Genomic DNA, 21002 nt, shown 5'->3' with positions numbered 1-21002 from the left:
GGCCGCCCGGATTTCCACGGGCCTCGTCAGCGCCGCGTACGGCGCTCACCTCCGGCCTTGCGGACATCATCGCCAGGTCTTCCGATCTTGTGGAGCAGTCCGCGGCACTTAGCCCCGGCGCACCTCGTTACCATGCGTGGACGCAGCGAACGACTAGCACCGACACAGCTGACGACGACGAGGGACGGGCAACGCGTGGCCGAGGCGGCAGATTTCCCGGGGACCAGCCCCTCACCTGCCCGCCGGTGGTTCCGGCGGACAGCGACACTGCTGGCCGGGGCACCGCTGCTGGCCGGACTGCTCCAGATGCCTGCGAGCCCGTCCGTGTACGCCGCCGGTACCGGAGTGCTGACAGGCACGGCGAGCGCGACGGGGACGGTGGGTGCGTCGAGCACGCACACCGGCGCCGCGAACGCGCGCACCGGCGCGAAGGCCGCCGCCACCGGCTCCCGCACCGTCGACGTGTCCCTGGACGCCCTCACGCCCAGCGCGCCCCGCGAGGGCGACACCGTGGTCGTCTCGGGCAAGATCACCAATGAGGGCCGCCAGACGATCACCGACGCCCATGTGGGCCTCCTCGTGGGCAGCGCCCTGGGCGGCCGCACGGACATCGACAGCGCCGCGAAGCGGACCGCGTACCAGCCGGGCCTCGACGGCTCCGAGGTCGGCGGGAAGTACGTGGAGAAGTTCTCCCGGCTCGCCCCCGGCGTTCCGTACGACTTCAGCATCTCCGTGCCCGTGAGCGCCCTGCGCCTCACCATGGACGGCGTCTATCAGCTCGGCGTCACGCTGACCGGCCAGACCGCCGCGCAGCCCTTCCCCCAAGTGCTCGGCATCGAGCGGACCTTCCTGCCGTGGCAGGACGGGGCGGCCGACACGAAGACCAAGACGACGTACCTGTGGCCGCTCATCTCCACCACGCACCTCACGTCGAGGTCGCGCTCCGACGAGCAGCAGACGCCGCTCTTCAAGGACGAGAGCCTGGCCAAGGAGCTCCAGACGGGCGGGCGGCTGCAGCAGCTCCTGACGCTCGGCAGCCAGCTCGACGTCACCTGGGTCATCGATCCGGACCTGCTGGTCTCCGTCGACGCGATGACGACGAGCTACGACGTCGAGGGACCGGACGGCACGACCATCGCGGGCAAGCACCAGGCCGTGGCGAAGCAGTGGCTCAACCAGCTCCACAAGGCCGTGGAGGGCAAGAAGGTCGTCGCGCTGCCCTTCGCGGACCCCGACCTCGCCTCGCTCGCCCACAACGGCCGGTCCGTCAAGGGCTCCCTCGGCCACCTCAAGGAAGCCACCGAGGTCAGCGCCCAGGCCGTGAAGGACATCCTCAACGTCAAGCCCAGCTCGGACTTCGCCTGGCCCACGGAGGGCGCGATCGACCCGTCGGTCGTCGACGTCGCCACCTCGGCCGGCGCCCACTCGGTGATCGCCCGCAGTGACAGCCTGCGCGAGACGGGCGGGCTGCTGTACACCCCCAGCGCCGCACGGCCCATCGGCGGCGGCACGACCGCCGTGGTCGCCGACGCGCGCCTGTCGACCGCCTTCCGCGGCGACATGACGGGGGCCGAGAACTCCACGCTCGCCGTCCAGGAGTTCCTGGCCCAAAGCCTCATGATCACACTGCAGGATCCGGACAAGCAGCGCAGCATCGTGGTCGCCCCCCAGCGCATGCCCTCGGCCAGCCAGGCGCAGACCATGGCCAGGGCGCTGGCCTCCCTCGACGACAAGCGCTGGTCGCAGCCGCAGACCCTGGCGGCGGCCGCGAAGGCCGAGCCGGACCCGGACGCCACCACCCAGGTCCCCTCGGCCGGCGCCTACCCGTCGTCCCTGCGCAAGCAGGAGCTGCCCCGCTCGGCGTTCGAGGAGATCCAGAACACCCAGGGCAAGCTCGACCGCTTCAAGCAGGTCCTCTCCGAGCCGGACCGCGTGATCACCCCCTTCGGGCGGGCGATGGACCGTGAGATGTCCACGTCGTGGCGCGGGCGCCCGACCGACGCGCTGAACTTCCGCAAGGGCGTGCAGGGGTATCTGACGAGCCTCATCCAGCAGGTGAAGCTGATCAACAAGTCCGACGTGAAGCTGTCGGGCCGCAGCGCCACCATCCCGGTCACGGTGCAGAACAACCTGGTGCAGGGCGTCGACCACCTCGTCCTGCGCCTGACGTCGACCAACCCCACCCGTCTGAAGGTCGGCGACGGCCTCTACGAGGAGCAGGCCGTCAGGATCACGGGCGGTGGCCACACCCAGTCCGTGAAGTTCACCACCACGGCCAACGCCAACGGCCCGGTCACGGTCTACGCCCAGCTCTACACCGAGGACAACGAGCCCTACGGCGAGCCCGTCCGCTTCGACGTCAACGTCACCGAGTTCACCTCGACGGTGATGCTGGTCATCGGCGGCGGCGTGCTGCTCCTGGTCCTCGCCGGATTCCGCATGTACACCCAGCGCAAGCGTGCGGCGCGGCGGCAGGCCGAGGCGGGCCCGGACGGCGGCCCCGACGGGGATTCCGACGCCACCCCCGACACCTCTCCCGGCACGGACCCCGGTTCGGCCGATCCCGAGCAGCCGAGTGACCCGACACCGGACACCGCTGTGGAAAGCACCGAGCCGTCGCACACGGGTGAGAGAGTGGACCGTTGAGCGATGTCGTGGCCGGTGGGCCCGCGGACCATGAGGTGGGGTAAACCATGAACGCGCCGTACGACGGTGAGCGCGGCCAGGGCGCGGGCAGCTCCGGTGCCGCCGGGGACCCGCCTCCCGGCCCTCATGAGGACGGTCAGGTGCCGCCGCAGCACGCGCCGGACGCCTACCTCCAGGACGCGTACGCCCAGGACCCCTACCGGGCCCAGGACCTCTCGGCCCAGGACCCGGTCGCCGAGGCGCTCTACGACCGCGCGGCCCACCCCCCGCCGCCGCCCGGCAGCTACCCGGACCCGCAGCAGCTCTACGCCCAGCCGCCGTCGTCGCCGTACCAGCCGGACCCCCGCGTCTGGGCCCAGACCCCGCCGCCGGAGCCGGACGGCACCACCCGTCACCTCCCCTACGGCGACGACCCGCGCACCACGCAGTACGTGGGCGTGGACGACCTCGTCACCCAGGCCGGCGAGGAGCGGCACCAGCCGGACGCCTTCGCGCACCTCTTCCGGGACCAGCAGGGCGGCGGACACCACGACCCGCGGGCGGGCTACGTCGACCCGCAGGCCGCCGACCCGCGCGCCCAGCAGGGCTACGCGGGCCAGCAGAACGCCCCGTACCAGGGCCAGCAGGGCCAGCAGGGCGCCCAGGGCGGCGGATACCAGGGCCAGCACCCCGCCCAGAACGCCGGATACCAGGACCCTCAGGCGGCCGGCTACCAGGGACAGCCCGGCGGGTACCAAGGACAGCCCGCCTCCGGCTATCAGGACCAGCAGGGCGCCGCGTACTACCAGCAGCAGCCCGGATACCCGGACCAGCAGCAGCCCGGTGCCGGGTACGCCAACCAGCAGGGCTACGCGGACCAGCAGCACGGCACGCCGTACGCGTACCCGCAGAACAACGCCGCGTACGGCGCCCAGCAAGGCGCCCAGTACGCGCAGCAGGGCGCTCCGTACGCCAACCAGCAGGCCGGGGGCTACTACCAGGACCCGAACCAGTACCCGGATCCCCATCAGTACCCGGACCCGAACCAGAACGGCTACTACCAGGAGCCGCAGCACGGCGGCACGCGCCCGCCTGCGGGGCAGGAGGCACCGGCGGCCGTCCCGGCGCCCGCCAAGGCGCCCTCGTCGGCCCCTGCGGCGCCCGCGGGGAAGTCCGGTGGCCGCGCGTCCAGCCTGCTGAAGTCCAGCGCCGTGATGGCCGCGGGCACGATGGTGTCCCGCCTCACCGGCTTCGTCCGCTCGGCGATGATCGTCTCGGCGCTCGGCATCGGCCTGCTCGGCGACACCTTCCAGGTCGCCTACCAACTGCCGACGATGATCTACATCCTCACCGTCGGCGGCGGCCTCAACTCAGTCTTCGTACCGCAGCTCGTGCGCGCCCAGAAGAACGACGCGGACGGCGGCCAGGCGTACGCCAACCGCCTCCTGACGCTCGTCATGGTGGCGCTCGGCGTGCTCACGGTGCTCGGCTGGATCGCCGCGCCGCTGCTGGTCCACCTGCTCTCCACGCCGGTCGCCAGCGACCCGGCCGCCAACGAAGTCGCCATCACCTTCGTCCGCTACTTCCTGCCGTCGATCTTCTTCATGGGCATCCACGTCGTGATGGGGCAGATCCTCAACGCCCGCGGGAAGTTCGGCGCGATGATGTGGACCCCGGTCCTCAACAACGTCGTCATCATCGCGACGCTCGGCATGTTCCTCTGGGTCTACGGCACCTCGGAGAAGTCGGGCATGCGCGTCACGTCGATCCCCGACGACGGTGTGCAGCTGCTCGGTGTCGGCGTCCTGCTCGGGCTCATCGTCCAGTCGCTGGCGATGTTCCCCTACCTGCGCGAGACCGGCTTCAAGCTGCGGCTGCGCTTCGACTGGAAGGGCCAGGGGCTCGGCAAGGCGGCCAAGCTCGCCAAGTGGACGATGTTCTTCGTCCTCGCCAACCAAGCGGGCGCGATCGTCGTGATCCAGCTCGGCACCGCGGCGGTCAAGCACTCCGGCATGGACGGCACCGGCTTCGCTGCCTACTCCAACGCCCAACTCATCTGGATGCTCCCGCAGGCCATCATCACGGTCTCCCTGATGGCCGCTCTGCTGCCGAGGCTGGCCCGCTCGGCACACGAGGGCGACACCGGGGCCGTTCGCGACGACATCTCGCAGGGACTGCGCACCTCGGCCGTCGCCATCGTGCCGATCGCCTTCAGCTTCCTCGCACTCGGCATCCCGATGTGCACGCTCATCTTCGGCTCGTCCGGCGTCAACGGCGCCACTCGCATGGGCTACATGCTGATGGCCTTCGGCCTCGGCCTGATCCCGTACTCCGTGCAGTACGTCGTCCTGCGCGCCTTCTACGCGTACGAGGACACCCGCACCCCCTTCTACAACACGGTCATCGTGGCCGCCTTCAACGCCGCCGCCTCCGGGATCTGCTACCTGGTCCTGCCCGCCCGCTGGGCCGTGGCGGGCATGGCGCTGTCCTACGGCGCCGCGTACGCGATCGGGGTGGGCGTCGCCTGGCAGCGGCTGCGCAAGCGCCTGGGCGGCGATCTGGACGGGGCGAACGTGATCCGTACGTACGCCCGCCTCGCGCTCGCCTCCGTGCCGGGGGCGATTCTCGGCGCCGGGGCCGGGTACGCGATCACGAAGGCGCTCGGACAGGGCGTCATCGGCTCGCTGGCCGCGCTGATCGTCGGTCTCGCGGTGCTCTTCGGGGTCTTCTTCGTGGCCGCGCGGCGCATGCGGATCCAGGAGCTGAACTCGCTGGTCGGTATGGTGCGCGGGCGACTGGGGCGCTGATGTGAAGGAGTCCGCACAACCATCGTCGGCCACCGCGTGTCGTGCATAGCGCCGGACTGTGGGCACAATTGGCTTTGGCGTCTGACGAAGCGCAACGGATGGGGAGGCAGGAACGACGGTGGCGGAACGGAGCACGGCTGCCGTCGACGTGGCAGACAACAGCGGCGAGAAGCCGCTGACCGCGCAGGCGGAGCAGTCCACGGCCGACGGGGTGGCCCAGACCCGGGAGCGGGACACGGCGGACGACGGAACAGCCAACACGAACGAGCCCACCAGCCCGCCCGGGGTGACGACTCCCCCGGAACTGCACAGCGGTCACAAACTCGCCAGACGCTATCGCCTCGAAGAGTGCGTCACCCGTCTGGACGGTTTCAGCAGCTGGCGTGCGGTCGACGAGAAACTGCGCCGGGCCGTGGGTGTGCACCTGCTGCCCGCCGACCATCCCCGGGCGCGCTCGGTGCTCGCCGCGGCCCGTTCCGCAGCGCTGCTCGGTGACCCCCGCTTCGTGCAGGTCCTGGACGCGGTCGAGGAGAACGACCTCGTCTACGTCGTGCACGAGTGGCTGCCCGACGCCACGGAACTGACCGCGCTGCTCGCGGCAGGACCGCTCGAGGCGCACGACGCCTACCAACTCGTCAGCCAGGTCACCCAGGCGATGGCCGCCGCGCACCGGGAGGGCCTCGCGCATCTGCGGCTCACCCCGAGCGCCGTGCTGCGCACCTCCTCGGGCCAGTACCGCATCCGCGGCCTCGCGGTGAACGCCGCGCTGCGCGGCATCAGCACCGAGACCCCGCAGCGCGCCGACACCGAGGCGATCGGCGCCCTGCTGTACGCCGCGCTGACCCAGCGCTGGCCCTACGACAGCGACGCCTACGGCCTGTCCGGCCTGCCCAAGGGCGTCGGCCTGCTCCCGCCGGACCAGGTCCGCGCCGGGGTGCACCGCGGCCTGTCCGAGCTCGCCATGCGCGCGCTCGCCAACGACGGCGCGACGGCGTCCCGCCAGGAGCCCGCGTGCCCGACACCGGACGACCTGGTCAAGGCCATCGCCGAACTGCCCCGCATCCGGCCCCCGGAGCCCGTCTTCACGGCCCCGCCGGAGTACCAGCGCACGACGTACCAGCAGGGGAACTACGGCCGTGGCGCCCAGCCCCCCGGCACCACCCAGGCCGTCCCGGCCCCGCCGCCCCCGCTGCAGAGCCGCACCGGCAAGGCCCTCAAGTGGGCCGTCTCCGCGCTGCTCATCGCCGCGCTGGGCCTGGGCAGTTGGCAGCTCGCGGACGCACTGATGGACCAGAACAAGAACGGCGACTCCGGTACGTCGAAGACGACGAACGGCGACGACAAGAAGCAGCCGAAGCCGCCCAAGCCGATCGCCATCCAGAACGCGCAGGAGTCTCTGCTCGGCGGCAAGGCGCAGGACCCCGAGAACGTTTCGAAGACGTACGACGGCGACACCTCCACGCTCTGGCGCACCAAGTCGTACGTGGACGGTCCTCGGCTGGCCCCATACCGCCCGGGCGTCGGCATCGTCTACGACCTCGGCTCCGAGAAGAACGTCGCGGCTGCGTCGCTCGGCCTCAAGTACCCGGGCCCCAGCACGACGGCGACGCTGTACGCGGCCGACTCGATGTCGCCGTCCGGGCCGGTCAGCTCGATGAAGAAGATCGGTGACGGCACGACCACGGACACAAGCCTGAAGATCAAGGCCGACAAGCCGGTCAAGACGCGGTACGTGTTTCTCTGGATGACGCACGTGCCGAGGTCCGAAACGGACGGCTACTACAGCGCGGGCTACAAGCAGGGCATCACGGACGTGAAGTTCAAGGGCTGACCGGCCCAGCGGAAGCTGAGGGGCGAGGGGAGGGGTTCCACGGTGGACAGCACCGAGCTCGGTGAGCTCAACGACCAGGAGCTCCTTGCCCGCCATGTCGACGGCGACAAGGACGCCTTCGGTGAGATCGTCCGCCGCCACCGCGACCGGCTCTGGGCCGTGGCCCTGCGCACGCTGGGGGACCGTGAGGAGGCGGCGGACGCCGTCCAGGACGCCCTCGTCTCCGCCTACCGCGCCGCGCACACCTTCCGCGGCCAGTCCGCTGTGACGACCTGGCTGCACCGCATCACCGTGAACGCCTGCCTCGACCGGGCCCGCAAGGCCGCCTCCCGGAAGACCTCGCCCGTCGACGACGCCGAGCGCCTGGACCAGCTCCTCGAACCGCATGAGTCGGCCGCGGCGCCCGTCGAGCGCGGCGATCTGCACCGGGAGCTCCTGGAGGCGCTCGGCACCCTGCCGCCCGATCAGCGCGCCTGCCTCGTCCTGGTGGACATGCAGGGCTATCCCGTCGCCGAGGCGGCCCGCGTGCTCGACGTCCCGACCGGCACGGTGAAGAGCCGCTGCGCGCGCGGCAGAGCCCGGCTTCTGCCCCTCCTCACGCATCTCCGGACGGAAGCACCGCCCCGGCGCGAGGACGGCACAGGCGGTGCCGCCGGTACCGGCGGCAAGGAAACCCCCAGAAAGACCGCCCCGGGACGGAACCGGACCGAGGGGACAACCGTCCCACCGGCAGCGGAACCTCAGGACGCGGGGCCTCCTCCAGAAGCGGGACCCAGCGACTCAGCGGCAGTGAAGGGCGGAGGTGGGCGAGCGTGACCACGACGACAGACTCGGCTGGGCACCCGGACGTAGCCGAGATCTCCGACCTCACCGAAGGCCTGCTCTCCCCGTCCCGCACCCTGGACGTGCGTCAGCACCTGGACGACTGCCCGCTCTGCGCCGACGTCTACGCGTCCCTGGAAGAGATCCGCGGCATGCTCGGTTCGCTGCCCGGGCCGCCCCGTATGCCCACCGACGTCGCGGAGCGCATCGACGCGGCGCTGGCGGCGGAGGCGCTGCTCGACGCGACCGCCACGGCCACCGTCACCGCAGCTGACGCCGAGGCTGCGGGTCTCGCCGGCTCGGCCCGTGAAACCGACACCGACTCCGGCCGTGAAACCACCGCCGAGCCCGCGCATGTTTCACGTGAAACATCGCCCACGGAAGCGGCCAAGCAGACCGCCGCACCCGGTGCTGTGCCGACGTCGACCCCGAGTACGTCCTCCGCACACGGCCCCGCTGGACACCCGCGTGCGGCCACCGGACCGGGTCGCGGTGGACGTCTGCGGAGCCACCGACGCCGTACGACAATGATCGGCGCCGTCTTCACCGCCGCCGCCCTCGGCCTGGGCGCCCTGCTGATCCAGCCGTGGAGCGACGACTCGAACGAGTCTCCCAACGCCTCCGCGACGGGCACGGACACCATCTCGAAGAGCAGGCTCGAAGCTCAGGTCTCCGACCTCCTCTCCGAAGAGCAGAAGATCTCGGGCACTGAAACAGGAGGCAAGAAGCCGTCCTTCGACACCCGATCGAGCCCCGATGGAAGCCCGAAGAAGGGCTCCACCATGCGCGAGGAGTACGTCGAGGTGCCCGCGTGCATCGAGAAGGGCCTCGGCGGGCGTACACCCCTGGCCGCCGACAAGGGCACGTACGAGGGAAAGAACGCCTACCTCGTCGTCGTGCCGCACGACACCGACGGAGCGAAGGTCTCCGCCTATGTCGTGGACGCCGCGTGCGTGGGCGCGTCCGCGTCGCCCAACGCCAAGGGCAAGGTGCTGCTCACGGAGTCCTACGCCCGGCCATGAGGCGCTGAGGCACCCCTCTGACGCACTTCCCGGAGGTCGGTGCCGGGCTCCTTTCCCGTGCCCCGGCCTGCCCTGCTTACGTGTGCTCGGACACGTGGGGAATGCTCGCCCCGTAGGATCCGTTGGGTGGGGTGAGAGTCCTGAGACAGGCACCCGGCAGTACGCAGTAGTCCCCAGAGACGAGGAATCAAGCCGTGACCGACGTCCGTAACGTGATCATCATCGGCTCCGGGCCCGCCGGCTACACGGCGGCGCTCTACACCGCGCGCGCCTCGCTGAAGCCCCTGGTGTTCGAAGGTGCCGTCACCGCGGGCGGTGCGCTGATGAACACCACCGATGTGGAGAACTTCCCGGGCTTCCGGGACGGCATCATGGGCCCCGACCTCATGGACAACATGCGGGCCCAGGCCGAGCGCTTCGGTGCCGAGCTGGTCCCCGACGACGTGGTGTCCGTCGATCTCTCGGGTGAGATCAAGACGGTCACGGACACGGCCGGCACAGTGCACCGCGCGAAGAGCGTCATCGTCACGACGGGCTCTCAGCACCGCAAGCTGGGCCTGCCCCGCGAGGACGCCCTCTCCGGACGTGGCGTCTCCTGGTGCGCGACCTGTGACGGGTTCTTCTTCAAGGACCAGGACATCGCGGTGATCGGCGGCGGTGACACGGCGATGGAGGAGGCGACCTTCCTCTCCCGGTTCGCCAAGTCCGTGACCGTGGTCCACCGCCGCGACAGCCTCCGCGCCTCCAAGGCCATGCAGGAGCGCGCCTTCGCCGACCCGAAGATCAAGTTCATCTGGGACAGCGAGATCGCCGAGATCCACGGCGAGCAGAAGCTCTCCGGCCTCACCCTGCGCAACCTGAAGACGGGCGAGACCTCCGAGCTGCCGGTGACCGGTCTGTTCATCGCGATCGGCCACGACCCGCGCACCGAGCTCTTCAAGGGCCAGCTGGACCTGGACGACGAGGGCTACCTGAAGGTCGACGCGCCGTCGACCCGGACGAACCTCTCCGGCGTCTTCGGTGCCGGCGACGTCGTCGACCACACGTACCGCCAGGCGATCACGGCGGCGGGCACCGGCTGCTCCGCCGCTCTCGACGCCGAGCGCTTCCTCGCCGCCGCCGTGGACAGCGAGAACGCTGCCGCCGCGACTGTCTGACCCAACTCACCCCCGCCTGCCCCACCGCAGCACCAAGTTAGGAGCCCCCCGTGGCCGGAACCCTGAAGCACGTCACTGACGCCTCCTTCGAGGAGGACGTGCTCAAGAGCAGCAAGCCCGTACTGGTCGACTTCTGGGCCGAGTGGTGCGGCCCGTGCCGCCAGATCGCGCCGTCCCTCGAGGCGATCGCCGCCGAGCACGGCGACAAGATCGAGATCGTCAAGCTCAACATCGACCAGAACCCGGCGACGGCCGCCAAGTACGGCGTCATGTCGATCCCGACCCTGAACGTCTACCAGGGTGGCGAGGTCACCAAGACCATCGTCGGCGCCAAGCCGAAGGCGGCCCTGGTGCGCGACCTGGAAGACTTCATCGCCGAGTAGTCGACGCCTACCGCGATGGCGGCAGGCAATGTTTCACGTGAAACACGAAGGGGCCAACCTCACGAGGTTGGCCCCTTCGCCGTGGCTCGCCCGGCCCAGCACCGTCTCAGTGCGGGTGCTCGGACTACAGCGGCCGCAGCGCTGGTTCCTTCTGGACCGCCCCGAGGAGTCGGTCGAGTGCCAGCTCGACGTCCTCCTTCCATGAGAGCGTCGTCCGCAGCTCCAGCCGCAGCCGCGGATAGGAAGGGTGCGGGCGGACCGTCTTGAAGCCCACCGCGAGCAGATGGTCCGCGGGCAGCACACAGGCCGGCTTCTCCCAGCGCGCGTCGCCGAACGCCTCGATGGCCTTGAACCCTCGGCGCAGAAGATCCTTTGCGACGGTCTGCACGATGACGCGGCCGAGCCCCTGCCCCTGATAGCCCGGCATGATCCAGGCGGTCATCAGCTGCACAGCGTCCGGTGAAACGGGGCTCGTAGGGAAGGCGGTCGAACGCGGCACATAAGCGGGCGGTGCGTAGAGCACGAAACCCACCGGCACGTCGTCGACATAGACCACCCGGCCGCAGGACCCCCACTCCAGCAGGACGGCGGAGATCCAGGCCTCCTTCTCCAGCTCCGGAGTGCCGGCCTTTACCGCGGCCTGGCCGCTGACCGGGTCCAGCTCCCAGAAGACACACGTGCGACAACGCTTGGGAAGGTCCGGAAGGTTGTCCAGCGTGAGCGGTACGAGCCGTCGCCCCATGAAGGCGGTTCCTCACTTCCTTCGCTCGCAGCGCCACGAGCGGCTGTCAGTGCGCTCCGTTCCCTGAGCAGGCTGCCGACGAAACCACCAACCGCTCCGAGCCCGAGCCCGGCGGTCATCAGTCCTGTGCGGCTCACCGATCGCATGGCCCCTGCCTCCCCTAAGAGGTGCCTTCAGGTGGATGCGCCGTACCCGATCGCATCGTATCCACGATGCGATTGCACCGAAACCGTAAGAAAGGAAAGAGCAGGCCGTGTTCCGGCATACACCGGACACGACCTGCTCTCAGAGGGTTCAGGACACTTCGTCCCGGGGCCTCTCCTATGGCCTCATGGGCCTCAGTCCTGCTCGTCCTCCGAGGCTTCCTCGGCTTCCGCCTCTGCCTCGGCGAGCCCATTCCTGAGGACCGGGCCCTCCTCCGGGGCGAGCGTGGCGAGGATGCGCTCCAGATCCTCCAGCGAGGCGAAGTCGACGACGATCTTGCCCTTCTTCTGCCCCAGATCGACCCGCACCCGAGTGTCGAACCGGTCGGAGAGGCGCGTGGCCAGACCGGTCAGGGCGGGGGAGACGATGGTGCCGGCACGCGGGCCCTTCGCCTTCGGCTTGCTCTGCGGCCGCGACCCCATCAGGGTCACGATCTCCTCCACGGCACGCACCGAGAGTCCCTCGGCCACGATGCGGTGCGCGAGGCGGTCCTGCTCCTCCGGGTCCTCCACGGCCAGCAATGCCCGGGCATGGCCCGCGGAGAGGACACCGGCGGCGACCCTGCGCTGCACCGTCGCCGAGAGCTTCAGCAGCCGCAGCGTGTTGGAGACCTGCGGACGCGAGCGCCCGATGCGGTCGGCCAACTGGTCGTGCGTGCAGTTGAAGTCCTTGAGCAGCTGGTCATAAGCCGCGGCCTCTTCCAGCGGGTTCAGCTGGGCGCGGTGCAGGTTCTCCAGGAGCGCGTCCAGGAGGAGCTTGTCGTCCTCCGTCGCCCGCACGATCGCCGGGATGCGCTCCAGACCCGCCTCTCGGCAGGCCCGCCAGCGCCGCTCGCCCATGATGAGCTCGTAGCGCGCGGGCCCCAACTGCCGTACGACGACGGGCTGGAGGAGACCGACCTCCTTGATGGAGGTCACCAGCTCGGCGAGGGCGTCCTCGTCGAACACCTCACGCGGCTGCCGCGGGTTGGGCTTGATGGAGTCGAGGGGAAGCTCCGCGAAGTGCGCACCTGCCGGGCGCATCGGCTCCTCGGCCACACCACCGATCGTGTGCTCGTCCGTTTCCTGAGAAACGTGCTGCGGAAGCGAGGCCACCTTCGCGGCCGCCACACCTCGCTCAGCGGTGAGCACCGGCACGGACGAGGGGGAGGTGGAGCCTCCACCCACGGCCGGGGCCGCCGACTTCTCCGTAGGAGCCGCAGGGATCAGAGCGCCGAGACCACGGCCCAGCCCTCTCCGTCGCTCGCTCACTGCATCCCCTCCGTCAAGTTCTGCTGTTCGTTCTGTCCGCCCACATGGGCGTGCTGCACGTCGTAGCGCACGCCGACTCCGCGCAGGGCGATCTCGCGTGCCGCCTCGAAGTACGACAGGGCACCGCTGGAGCCCGGATCATAGGTCAGCACGGTCTGGCCGTAGCTGGGCGCCTCGGAGATGCGCACCGAACGCGGGATGCTGGTGCGCAGCACCTCGTCGCCGAAGTGGTTGCGCACCTCGTCCGCCACCTGCGACGCAAGCCGGGTCCGGCCGTCGTACATGGTGAGCAGGATGGTCGACACATGCAGGAGCGGGTTGAGGTGACCGCGCACCAGGTCGACGTTGCGCAGGAGCTGCCCCAGGCCCTCCAGTGCGTAGTACTCGCACTGGATCGGGATCAGTACCTCCGCACCGGCCACCAGAGCGTTGACCGTCAACAGCCCCAGCGACGGCGGGCAGTCGATGAGGATGTAGTCCAACGGCTGCTCATAGGCCTGGATCGCCCGCTGCAACCGGCTCTCCCGCGCCACCAGGGACACCAGCTCGATCTCAGCACCCGCGAGATCGATGGTCGCCGGGGCGCAGAAGAGCCCCTCGACGTCAGGGACGGGCTGGACGATTTCGGAGAGAGGCTTGCTCTCGACCAACACGTCGTAGATGGAGGGGACTTCGGCGTGATGGTCGACACCGAGAGCCGTGGAGGCATTGCCCTGCGGATCGAGGTCGATCACCAGAACGCGCGCACCGTGCAGAGCGAGCGAAGCGGCAAGGTTGACGGTTGTCGTCGTCTTGCCTACCCCGCCCTTCTGGTTGGCGACCACCATGACTCTGGTCTGATCCGGTCGCGGCAAGCCCTCGCCTGCACGGCCCAGAGCTTCCACCGCCAGCTGGGCGGCACGACCAATGGGGGTGTCGTCCATCGGGCTCGGTGTTTCACGTGAAACATCCTCCCCCGCCGACTCGGTACGGGGACCGGGGACCGGATCGGTCATCGGTCCCGCGATGTTGGCGTCGGACCGCAAGGATTCACTCTCCTCGACTTCAGGCTCGCAATGAACAGAGCCTCCCATGCTTTCGGGGTCGTGAACCAGCGAGGCCCGGTCTTCTGTGGACGAATCCCCCTCTGTGGACAACTCCGTGCCCTTGTCGAGGGAACCGAGCGGCCGGCGTTCGCGAGGTTCCGCAGCGCGGCCGCGACTGATGATGCCATGCAGCAGTGAGCGACGTTTCACGTGAAACACGATGCACGGCGACCGGGGTGCCGCTGGTGCGACACCCCGGTATGGATACGTTTGACAGCTTTTGTGGAGTACGGCTCGTCGTCAGGACGGATCAGCGCCGGTCCCATTACCTCCTCGGCAGCACCCCTGCTGGCTCTGGGCTCTCAGCGACGGCGCCGCGTCCGCCCCACCCGTGCCGCCTTGGCTCGCTTCGCCGCGAAGCGCACACCGCCCGGGCTCTCGCCGACCTCGACCCGCACCACGGTGGACAGCGGATCCACCACGCCCTCGCCCACCTGCACGACGGAGACGGACTCCGCACCGAGCTTGCTCAGGGCCGCGCCCGCCGCCTTGACCTCTTCCTCGGCGGTGTCGCCCTTGAGGGCCAGCATCTGGCCGTACGGGCGGAGTAGCGGGACGCCCCAGCCCGCGAGCCGGTCCAGCGGGGCCACGGCCCGTGCGGTCACGACATGGACGGGCGGCAGCTTGCCGAGGACTTCCTCGGCACGGCCACGGACGACCGTCACATGGTCGAGCCCGAGCAGTTCGACGACCTCGGTCAGGAAGTTCGTCCGCCGCAGCAGGGGCTCAAGCAGTGTGATCTTCAGGTCCTCGCGGACGAGGGCCAGCGGGATACCAGGCAGTCCGGCACCGGAGCCCACATCGCACACGGTCACGCCCTCGGGCACCACCTCGGACAGCACCGCGCAGTTCAGCAGATGCCGCTCCCACAGCCGGGGAACCTCACGGGGGCCGATCAGGCCGCGCTGCACTCCCGTCTCGGCCAGCAACTCCGCATAACGGACCGCGTCCTGGAACCGCTCACCGAAAACCGTCCGCGCCTGCTCCGGCGCCGGGGGGAGCTCCGCTGCCTCCGTCACGGGGACCGTCCTTCCGTACCGCACTGGGTTCGCTGACTATCAGGCTGACAAAGACCGGCCCCGCCTGCGGACAGACGGGGCCGGGCGAAACACGTGTGATCAGGCAGGGAGGACCACGACGAAGCGCTGGGGCTCCTCGCCCTCGGACTCGCTGCGCAGACCGGCGGCCTTAACCGCATCATGCACGACCTTGCGCTCGAAGGGCGTCATCGGCTTGAGCTTCACCGGCTCGCCGGAGCTCTTCGCGTCGGCCGCGGCGGTGGCGCCCAGCTCGGACAGCTCCTCACGCTTCTTCGCGCGGTAACCCGCGATGTCCAGCATGAGGCGGCTGCGGTCGCCGGTCTCGCGGTGCACCGCGAGGCGGGTCAGCTCCTGAAGCGCCTCCAGGACCTCGCCGTCGCGGCCGACCAGCTTCTGCAGGTCGCGGCTGCTGACGTCGCTGATGATCGACACAGCGGCGCGGTCGGCCTCGACGTCCATGTCGATGTCGCCGTCGAGGTCGGCGATGTCCAGCAGACCCTCGAGGTAGTCCGCCGCGATCTCCCCCTCCTGCTCAAGCCGGGTCATGGTGTCGCCGGCCTCGGCAGCGGCAGAGGTGGTGGTGCCTTCCGTCACGGGATGGACTCCTTCTACTTCTTGGACGGGTGCTTGGGCCGCTGCTGGCCCTTGCGCTGCCCGGACTTGGCTTTGCTGCGGGTGCCCTGGCCGGGCTGCTGGCCGCCGGATGCGCCGGACTTGCCCTTGTTCGCCGCATCCTTGGCCGCGGCGTCCTTGGGCTCCCCGGACTTGTCCGCGTCCTTGGTGGCGGAGCCGTCCTCGGACTTGGTCAGCGAGGGCTTCGCCCCGGACTCCGCGTCCGTCTTGGCGGTCGCGGCGGTCGGGCCGGAGTGGCGCTTGGCCTTGCTCTGGCGCTTGGGCTGCTGACGCTTGGGCGTGCCGCCGCCGGACGGAGTGCCGTCCTCGGTGAGCGTGGCGGTGGTGGCGGCGTCGCTGACCACGACCGAGCCGTCGGCCTGCGCGGCGAGACCAGCCTTGTGCAGGCCGTTGATGAACTTGCGCTCGTACTCGTTGCGGTCCCGGCCCTTGGCGACGATGGCCTTGATGACGTTGACCTCGCGACGGTTGCGCGCCTTCTGAGCGGTCGTGACGTGCTTGTGCAGGCGCTCCAGGAACGCGGCCTGGGCCTTGGAGCCCGGGGTCGGGTTCTGGCGGATCACGTACATCTGCTGGCCCATGGTCCACACGTTGGTGGTCAGCCAGTAGACGAGGACACCGACGGGGAAGTTGATGCCGAAGACGGCGAACATGATGGGGAAGACGTACATCAGCATCTTCTGCTGCTGCATGAACGGCGTCTTCACGGTGGTGTCGACGTTCTTCGTCATGAGCTGGCGTTGCGTGTAGAACTGCGACAGCGACATCAGGACGATCATGAGCGCGGTGACAATGCGCACATCCGTCAGAGAGGAGCCGAGGGCCTCGACCTTCGACGAGCTGTCCGTGAACTTCGCGGCCAGCGGGGCGCCGAAGATGTGGGCCTTCTGCGCGCTCTCCAGGAGGCGGTTGTTGATGACGCCGATGGTGTCGTTCGACGCGATGCTGTTGAGCACGTGGTACAGCGCGAAGAAGAACGGCGACTGCGCCAGGATGGGAAGGCACGAGGAGAGCGGGTTGGTACCCGACTCCTTGTACAGCTTCATCATCTCTTCGGACTGACGCTGCTTGTCGCTCTTGTAGCGTTCCTGGATCTTCTTCATCTCGGGCTGCAGCGTCTGCATGGCCCGGGTCGCCTTGATCTGCTTCACGAAGAGCGGGATCAGGCAGATGCGGATCAGGATCACCAGAGACACGATCGACAGGCCCCAGGCCCAGCCCGTATCAGGGCCGAAGATCGCACCGTACAGCTTGTGGAACTGCACGATGACCCAGGAGACGGGTGTCGTGATGAAGCTGAAGAAACCGGCAATCGTGTCCACTAATCAGGCTCCTTGAGCATGGGACGGGGTCTCGGCGGCCGGGCTCGTGGGAGCCGGGGGGAGGTCTCCGGACGGCACGCCAGCGGCGGAGGGCCCGCCCTTGCGTTCACGCCAGGCGGCGCGCAGCATCTCGTGCCACCGCGGGCGCTTGCGCGGCGGGACATGATCGACACCACCGAGCGACCACGGATTGCACCGCAGGATGCGCCAGGCAGTGAGCGCCGTTCCCTTGATCGCACCGTGCCGGTCGATGGCCAGGTAGCCGTAGCGGGAGCACGACGGGTAGTACTTGCAGACTGGGCCGAGGAGTGGACTGATCGTCCACTGGTACAGCTTGATCAGCGCCAGCAGCGGGTACTTCATCGCGCGCCCCCTCCCAGCAGCCGCTCCAGGGCGGCGTCCAGGTCTCGGGCCAGCTGTGCATGGTCGGCGTCGCCCGCGCCGGGCAACGCTCGTACGACTACCAGGCTACCGGGGGGCAACGAGGCCAGTCGGTCGCGCATGAGGTGGCGGAGTCTGCGCTTGACCGTAGTGCGAACCACGGCTCCACCCACGGCCTTGCTCACGACGAAACCCGCACGTGTCGGGGGAAGGCTCTCCCCCGGCACGTGCGGGTCCGTTGCACCGCTGCGTAGATGGACGACGAGAAGCGGGCGTCCGGCCCGACGACCCCGTCGTACCGCGGTCGCGAAGTCTTCGCGCCGCCTCAGCCGATGCTCGGTAGGCAGCACGACGTCATGACCTAATGCGCTTAGGCGGACAGGCGGGCGCGACCCTTGCTACGGCGGGACGCCAGGACGGCGCGGCCGGCACGGGTGCGCATACGCAGCCGGAAGCCGTGGGTCTTCGCGCGACGACGGTTGTTCGGCTGGAAGGTGCGCTTGCTCACTCGGGGGCTCCAGAAATGATGTGTGTGGTGGCGGGACATCGCCTGGCTGTCACCGTGCGCCCACGAGAAGCTCGCATACGCACCGAGTGCACCGCTTCACAATCACAGATCGTGATCTTTGCCCATCGGAGGCAGGCGGCAGCAGCCATCGACAACTCGACCTGGTTACGGTACGCGGGGCTACGCCATCCGGTCAAACCAGCCGTCATGGAGAGACACTGTGCACAGCCTGTGGACAACAACTTGAACCGCACCCGTCGCCCTGACTACCGTGGCTGAACTCCGAGTCGTTCCCTTCCCTCTGCCTCTGTCGACTTCCGTCCCTACCCGTCCCAAGAACCACACCTTCGTGGGACCTGTGAGAGAGCGTGCCCTGTGGCTGACGTACCTGCCGATCTTGCCGCAGTGTGGCCACGGGTTTTGGAACAACTTCTCGGAGAGGGACGCGGTCAAGGGGTAGAGGCGAAGGACGAGCACTGGATCAAACGGTGTCAGCCGCTCGCGCTCGTCGCCGACACCGCCCTCCTCGCCGTGCCGAACGAGTTCGCGAAGGGCGTCCTGGAAGGCCGTCTCGCCCCCGTCGTCAGCGAGACCCTGAGCCGCGAGTGCGGCCGCCCGATCCGCATCGCCATCACGGTCGACGACTCCATGGGTGAGCCGACCCCACCGGCACCCCCCCTCCAGCAGCAGCCCCGGCCGCAGCCGCGGTACGAGGAGCAGCCGTCCCGGTACGAGGACCAGTCCTCCCGGTACGAGGAGCGCCCGCCTCGGTACGAGGACCAGGAGCCGAACCCTTCCGGTCAGGGCCATGACACGTACGACGGCTACGGCCGCCGCCCCGCCGACGACCATGGCGGCCGCCCCGACCAGCTCCCCACGGCCCGCCCCGCCTACCCGGACTACCAGCGCCCCGGTGCCTGGCCACAGCAGCCCCAGGACGACTACGGCTGGCAGCAGCCCCGCCTCGGCTACCCCGAGCGCGACCCGTACGCGAGCCCGCCACAGCAGCCCCAGCACGACTACCGCCCGCAGCAGCCGCAGGAGCGCGGGCCCTACGACCAGCACCCCGAGCGCCAGCAGGACCGGCACGACCAACACGACCGCCGCGAGCGGCACGGGATGGGCGGGCCGTCCGACGGCGCGGGCTCCGGCGAGCACGGCGGCACCGGGCGGCACGGGGGACAGGGCGGGCACGGCGGCCCGGTGGGCCGCGGCGGCACCCCGCTGCCCGCGGCGAGCGGCGCCCCCGGCCCGCTGGCCGCGCAGCCCGCGCCGGCGACGGGTCCCGGTGAGCCCACGGCCCGCCTCAACCCGAAGTACCTCTTCGACACCTTCGTCATCGGCGCGTCGAACCGGTTCGCGCACGCGGCCGCGGTCGCGGTGGCCGAGGCGCCCGCCAAGGCGTACAACCCGCTGTTCATCTACGGGGAGTCGGGGCTGGGCAAAACGCATCTGCTGCACGCCATCGGGCACTACGCCCGCAGCCTGTATCCCGGCACGCGCGTGCGCTATGTGAGCTCCGAGGAATTCACCAACGAGTTCATCAATTCCATCCGCGACGGCAAGGGCGACAGCTTCCGCAAGCGGTACCGCGAGATGGACATCCTCCTGGTCGACGACATCCAGTTCCTCGCGGACAAGGAGTCGACGCAGGAGGAGTTCTTCCACACGTTCAACACGCTCCACAACGCGAACAAGCAGATCGTGCTGTCCAGCGACCGGCCGCCCAAGCAGCTGGTGACCCTGGAGGACCGGCTGCGCAACCGCTTCGAGTGGGGCCTGATCACCGACGTCCAGCCGCCGGAGCTGGAGACGCGTATCGCCATCCTTCGTAAGAAGGCGGTGCAGGAGCAGCTCAACGCCCCGCCGGAGGTCCTGGAGTTCATCGCCTCCCGCATCTCGCGGAACATCCGCGAGCTGGAGGGCGCGCTGATCCGGGTCACGGCGTTCGCGTCGCTGAACCGGCAGCCGGTGGACCTCGGCCTCACGGAGATCGTCCTCAAGGACCTGATCCCTGGCGGCGAGGACGCGGCCCCGGAGATCACGGCGACGGCCATCATGGCGGCGACCGCGGACTACTTCGGGCTCACGGTGGACGACCTGTGCGGGTCCTCGCGCAGCCGGGTTCTGGTGACGGCCCGCCAGATCGCGATGTATCTGTGCCGGGAGCTGACCGATCTCTCGCTGCCCAAGATCGGCGCGCAGTTCGGCGGCCGCGACCACACGACCGTGATGCACGCCGACCGCAAGATCCGCGCGCTGATGGCCGAGCGCCGCTCCATCTACAACCAGGTCACCGAGCTGACCAACCGCATCAAGAACGGCTGACAGCAGGCGCGTTACGCGGCCTCAGGGCGCTCCGGAGTACATCCCGGGGCGCCCTTTTCGTTGTCCACGCGCGCGTGGACACAGTCGCTCACAGAGCGGCCCGTGGCCGCCCGCACGGCGTCCTCATCGGCGCCCACGCGCGCGCACCCACAGCTGTGCACGACGAAAAGCTCGTGGCGACCGCGACCTTCCCGACACCTGCCGTTCGAATACGGCTCGGCGCGAGGACGTTCTCCACAGATCTGTGGCCTTTGCGCCTTCCACACCCTGGGGACTGGCGAGTTGTCCAGATCGTGTCCACAGGGGACCCTGCTGAATGACCATCAGGCCAGGTCAGGTGGTTGTGGATTCGTGGACGAAGACTCTCCACAGACTGTGGATGAAGATTGTGTCCACAGGGCCGCTCCGAAGTTGTCCACCGGCGGCCCACAGGGACGGCCCGGTTGTCCCCAACTTTTCCCGGCTTCCCCACAGCGCTGTCCACTGTTCGGCAATGCGACGCGCCCTCTCACCGGGACGAGTGAAAGGCGTCACACAAAGGTGCCGGGTTGGCCTGTGGGGAAGCTGGGTAAAGCTGGGGACAGGGCTGGGGAGAAGTACCCCCCTCCTGTGCATCGGGTGTGCAGAACTTTCGCCCGTCCACAGATTCCGCCGGTTGTCCACCGCCTCCGCCCACAGGGTCAGTGGACAAAAAACAGGCGTTGACCTGCGCATTCGCGGTTATCCACGGTTTCCACAGGCCCTACTACTACTGCCCCCTAGAGTCACCTGGGAATCCGTTTCGAAGTTGGGGCTGTGCACAACTCGCGGCCCGGCCCTCGGCGACCTCTCGGCACGACTTGACCCCGACGGGCACCAGCTG

At 69.3% G+C, this 21002-nt stretch carries 16 protein-coding genes and 2 pseudogenes; 9 read left to right on the top strand and 9 right to left on the bottom strand.

Features of this window, described 5'->3' with window-relative positions; genetic code table 11:
* Positions 1-195: 195 nt before the first annotated feature.
* From IE274_RS27305 to trxA, 7 genes are all read left to right on the top strand, one after another.
* A complete protein-coding gene (locus tag IE274_RS27305; protein WP_190118546.1) occupies positions 196-2646 on the top strand; it encodes a DUF6049 family protein in 2451 nt (816 codons plus the stop codon).
* 47 nt (positions 2647-2693) lie between these two features.
* Complete coding sequence (gene murJ, locus IE274_RS27300; protein ID WP_190118545.1) at positions 2694-5432, top strand: murein biosynthesis integral membrane protein MurJ; 2739 nt, start codon at positions 2694-2696, stop codon at positions 5430-5432.
* Positions 5433-5550: 118 nt separating this feature from the next.
* Positions 5551-7263 carry a protein kinase family protein gene (locus IE274_RS27295; RefSeq protein WP_190118544.1) on the top strand — a complete coding sequence of 571 codons (1713 nt, stop codon included), beginning with the start codon at positions 5551-5553 and terminating at the stop codon, positions 7261-7263.
* 42 nt (positions 7264-7305) lie between these two features.
* The gene (gene sigM / locus IE274_RS27290; protein WP_190118543.1) at positions 7306-8079 is read left to right on the top strand and encodes an RNA polymerase sigma factor SigM; all 774 of its coding nucleotides are present in this window, start codon (positions 7306-7308) and stop codon (positions 8077-8079) included.
* Positions 8076-9107: an anti-sigma factor family protein gene (locus IE274_RS27285; protein ID WP_190118542.1), complete on the top strand. Its 1032-nt coding sequence runs from the start codon at positions 8076-8078 to the stop codon at positions 9105-9107. Before sigM ends, IE274_RS27285 begins: the two co-directional genes overlap by 4 nt.
* Before the next feature lie 194 nt (positions 9108-9301).
* A complete protein-coding gene (trxB, locus tag IE274_RS27280; protein WP_190118541.1) occupies positions 9302-10264 on the top strand; it encodes a thioredoxin-disulfide reductase in 963 nt (320 codons plus the stop codon).
* Positions 10265-10314: 50 nt separating this feature from the next.
* Positions 10315-10647, top strand: a complete 333-nt coding sequence (gene trxA, locus IE274_RS27275; RefSeq protein WP_190118540.1) for a thioredoxin — start codon at positions 10315-10317, stop codon at positions 10645-10647.
* Between the two features lie 124 nt (positions 10648-10771).
* Here the strand turns inward: trxA and IE274_RS27270 are convergent, their stop codons facing one another.
* From IE274_RS27270 to rpmH, 9 genes are all read right to left on the bottom strand, one after another.
* Positions 10772-11389: a GNAT family N-acetyltransferase gene (locus IE274_RS27270; RefSeq protein WP_190118539.1), complete on the bottom strand. Its 618-nt coding sequence runs from the start codon at positions 11387-11389 to the stop codon at positions 10772-10774.
* Positions 11390-11727: 338 nt separating this feature from the next.
* Entirely contained in the window at positions 11728-12843 is a 1116-nt protein-coding gene (locus IE274_RS27265) for a ParB/RepB/Spo0J family partition protein (RefSeq protein WP_190118538.1), read from the bottom strand.
* Positions 12840-13916 carry a ParA family protein gene (locus IE274_RS27260; RefSeq protein ID WP_190118669.1) on the bottom strand — a complete coding sequence of 359 codons (1077 nt, stop codon included), beginning with the start codon at positions 13914-13916 and terminating at the stop codon, positions 12840-12842. The genes IE274_RS27265 and IE274_RS27260 overlap by 4 nt, the downstream gene beginning before the upstream one ends.
* A 314-nt stretch (positions 13917-14230) precedes the next feature.
* Positions 14231-14947, bottom strand: coding sequence for a 16S rRNA (guanine(527)-N(7))-methyltransferase RsmG (gene rsmG, locus IE274_RS27255; RefSeq protein WP_190118537.1), 717 nt, complete (start codon positions 14945-14947; stop codon positions 14231-14233).
* Between the two features lie 99 nt (positions 14948-15046).
* Positions 15047-15562 carry a Jag family protein gene (locus IE274_RS27250; protein ID WP_190118536.1) on the bottom strand — a complete coding sequence of 172 codons (516 nt, stop codon included), beginning with the start codon at positions 15560-15562 and terminating at the stop codon, positions 15047-15049.
* A gap of 14 nt (positions 15563-15576) precedes the next feature.
* On the bottom strand, positions 15577-16923 hold the full coding sequence (gene yidC / locus IE274_RS27245) for a membrane protein insertase YidC (RefSeq protein ID WP_190118535.1): 1347 nt from the start codon (positions 16921-16923) through the stop codon (positions 15577-15579).
* Positions 16924-16926: 3 nt separating this feature from the next.
* Positions 16927-17286, bottom strand: a complete 360-nt coding sequence (yidD, locus tag IE274_RS27240) for a membrane protein insertion efficiency factor YidD (RefSeq protein WP_190118534.1) — start codon at positions 17284-17286, stop codon at positions 16927-16929.
* A complete protein-coding gene (rnpA, locus tag IE274_RS27235) occupies positions 17283-17654 on the bottom strand; it encodes a ribonuclease P protein component (protein WP_190118533.1) in 372 nt (123 codons plus the stop codon). The genes yidD and rnpA overlap by 4 nt, the downstream gene beginning before the upstream one ends.
* A 20-nt stretch (positions 17655-17674) precedes the next feature.
* Positions 17675-17812: a 50S ribosomal protein L34 gene (rpmH, locus tag IE274_RS27230; RefSeq protein WP_016644655.1), complete on the bottom strand. Its 138-nt coding sequence runs from the start codon at positions 17810-17812 to the stop codon at positions 17675-17677.
* A 375-nt stretch (positions 17813-18187) separates the two neighbouring features.
* Between rpmH and IE274_RS40610 the strand changes: the two are divergent.
* Together IE274_RS40610 and dnaA are read left to right on the top strand one after the other, a co-directional pair.
* Positions 18188-18515: pseudogene (locus IE274_RS40610) on the top strand (chromosomal replication initiator protein DnaA); the annotation flags it as partial.
* A gap of 113 nt (positions 18516-18628) precedes the next feature.
* Positions 18629-20140, top strand: a pseudogene (dnaA, locus tag IE274_RS27225) (chromosomal replication initiator protein DnaA); the annotation flags it as partial.
* Between the last annotated feature and the right edge of the window lie 862 nt (positions 20141-21002).

It is taken from the genome of Streptomyces flavofungini (assembly GCF_014650815.1).
Taxonomy (GTDB): domain Bacteria; phylum Actinomycetota; class Actinomycetes; order Streptomycetales; family Streptomycetaceae; genus Streptomyces; species Streptomyces flavofungini.
The sequence above is the reverse complement of the archived record's forward strand: the minus strand, read 5'-3'. Positions and strand labels throughout refer to the sequence as shown.

Bases quoted from the DNA above. Each gene is read 5' to 3' on its own strand.
- murJ (WP_190118545.1), top strand. From the start codon at position 2,694: ATGAACGCGCCGTACGACGGTGAGCGCGGCCAGGGCGCGGGCAGCTCC.
- IE274_RS27270 (WP_190118539.1), bottom strand. From the start codon at position 11,389: ATGGGGCGACGGCTCGTACCGCTCACGCTGGACAACCTTCCGGACCTT.
- IE274_RS27260 (WP_190118669.1), bottom strand. From the start codon at position 13,916: ATGGGAGGCTCTGTTCATTGCGAGCCTGAAGTCGAGGAGAGTGAATCC.
- yidD (WP_190118534.1), bottom strand. From the start codon at position 17,286: ATGAAGTACCCGCTGCTGGCGCTGATCAAGCTGTACCAGTGGACGATC.